The organism is Chitinophaga sp., assembly GCF_035564935.1.
Taxonomy (GTDB): Bacteria; Bacteroidota; Bacteroidia; order Chitinophagales; family Chitinophagaceae; genus Chitinophaga.
In genome coordinates this window covers 1-1,989 of the sequence record NZ_DATMTE010000507.1, presented here as the reverse complement: position 1 = coordinate 1,989, position 1,989 = coordinate 1, and the positions used below count along the sequence as shown (strand labels likewise).

Sequence of the window (1,989 nt, the reverse complement as noted above, 5' to 3'; positions counted from 1 at the left end):
AAAATCACACAGACCGCTTTTCCAAATTCCACCAAGGTTTTTGTCCCCGGAACACTTTATCCTATCCAAGTGGCCATGCGTCAAATTTCGTTGAGCCCTACCAAATTGAGCAATGGCCAGATCGAAGTAAATCCGCCCATTACCATATACGATACCTCAGGTCCCTACACAGACGGGACGCAGGAAATTGACATCCGCAAGGGGCTTCCCCGCCTTCGGGATCAATGGATCCTGGACCGCAAGGATGTGGAACAGTTGGAGGGCATCAGCTCGACTTATGGTCGGGAGCGTCTGGCGGATACAACACTGGACGAGCTTCGATTTGCCTACAGCCACAAACCCAAGGTTGCGGCGCAGGGAAAAAATGTGACACAATTGCATTATGCCAGAAAAGGTATCATTACGCCTGAGATGGAATATGTTGCCATTCGCGAAAACCAACGGATAGCACAGCTGGCTGATACTACCCCCGGTATGGATCATCAGCATCCGGGCGAGAACTTTGGCGCCCGAACTGCCGGAAAATATATTACACCGGAGTTTGTCCGGGAGGAAATTGCTGCCGGCAGAGCAATTATTCCGAAAAATATCAATCATCCTGAAAGCGAGCCGATGATTATCGGCCGTAATTTCCTGGTAAAAATCAATGCCAACATCGGCAATAGTGCGGTCAGCTCCAGCATCGAAGAAGAGGTTGAAAAGGCTGTCTGGGCCTGCCGCTGGGGCGCCGATACGATCATGGATCTGTCTACAGGGAAAAATATCCACGAAACCCGCGAATGGATTATCCGCAATTCACCTGTACCAATAGGCACTGTCCCGATCTATCAGGCGCTCGAAAAAGTGAAAGGGGTTGCCGAAGATCTCACCTGGGAAATATTTCGGGATACGCTGATTGAACAGGCTGAACAGGGTGTCTCTTATTTCACCATCCATGCAGGTGTCCTACTGCGCTACATTCATTTAACAGCAAAGCGCGTAACCGGTATCGTATCAAGAGGTGGATCCATTATGGCCAAATGGTGTCTTTTTCATCATCAGGAAAACTTTCTTTATACTCATTTTGAAGAGATCTGCCAGATCATGAAGCAGTATGATGTTGCTTTTTCGCTCGGTGATGGCTTGCGTCCGGGGGCCATTGCAGATGCCAATGACGCTGCTCAATTCGCCGAACTCGAAACCCTGGGTGAGTTGACAAAGATCGCCTGGAAGCATGATGTACAGGTGATGATCGAGGGGCCGGGCCACGTTCCTATGCAGCTGATCAAAGAGAATATGGAAAAGCAGCTGGAATGTTGTGACGAGGCGCCATTTTACACCTTAGGCCCCCTGACCACTGATATCGCACCGGGATATGACCACATCACTTCGGCTATTGGAGCGGCAATGATTGGCTGGTATGGCTGTGCCATGCTCTGTTATGTAACACCAAAAGAGCACCTTGGACTGCCCAACAAAAAAGATGTGAAAGATGGGGTCATTACCTACAAACTGGCTGCGCATGCTGCAGATCTGGCCAAAGGCCATCCTGGAGCACAGTATCGCGACAACGCCTTGAGTAAAGCAAGATTCGAATTCCGATGGGAGGATCAGTTCAACTTGTCATTGGATCCCGACACTGCCCGTGAATACCACGACGAAACTTTACCTGCAGATGCTGCCAAAGTAGCCCATTTCTGCTCCATGTGCGGACCGAAATTCTGCTCCATGAAAATTACACAGGAAATCCGGGATACCGCCGCACAGGGCATGTTGGAAAAATCGCAGGAATTCATCGCCCAAGGAAAGGAAATCTACTTATGATCATTGCGTTGACAGCAGCGGAGGAAGTTGCTTCGGAAATGGACATCATACATCATCTCTTTAAACAGGGGCTTGATCTCCTGCATCTGCGAAAATACCATTTTACAGATGAGCAAATGTACCGTTATGTGGCATCTATAGATGCCACATACCACGATCGCCTGGTTCTCCACTCCCATCCGCAAC

2 protein-coding genes are annotated in these 1,989 nt (G+C 49.3%); both read left to right on the top strand.

All coding sequences use genetic code 11. From position 1 onward, the window contains the following. The first annotated feature begins 3 nt into the window (after window positions 1-3). Window positions 4-1,803, top strand: coding sequence for a phosphomethylpyrimidine synthase ThiC (thiC, locus tag VN105_RS12895; RefSeq protein WP_325641475.1), 1,800 nt, complete (start codon window positions 4-6; stop codon window positions 1,801-1,803). Then, window positions 1,800-1,989, top strand: a 190-nt coding sequence (locus VN105_RS12890) for a hypothetical protein (RefSeq protein WP_325641473.1), incomplete at its 3' end; no start/stop codon positions are given. The genes thiC and VN105_RS12890, both read left to right, overlap by 4 nt.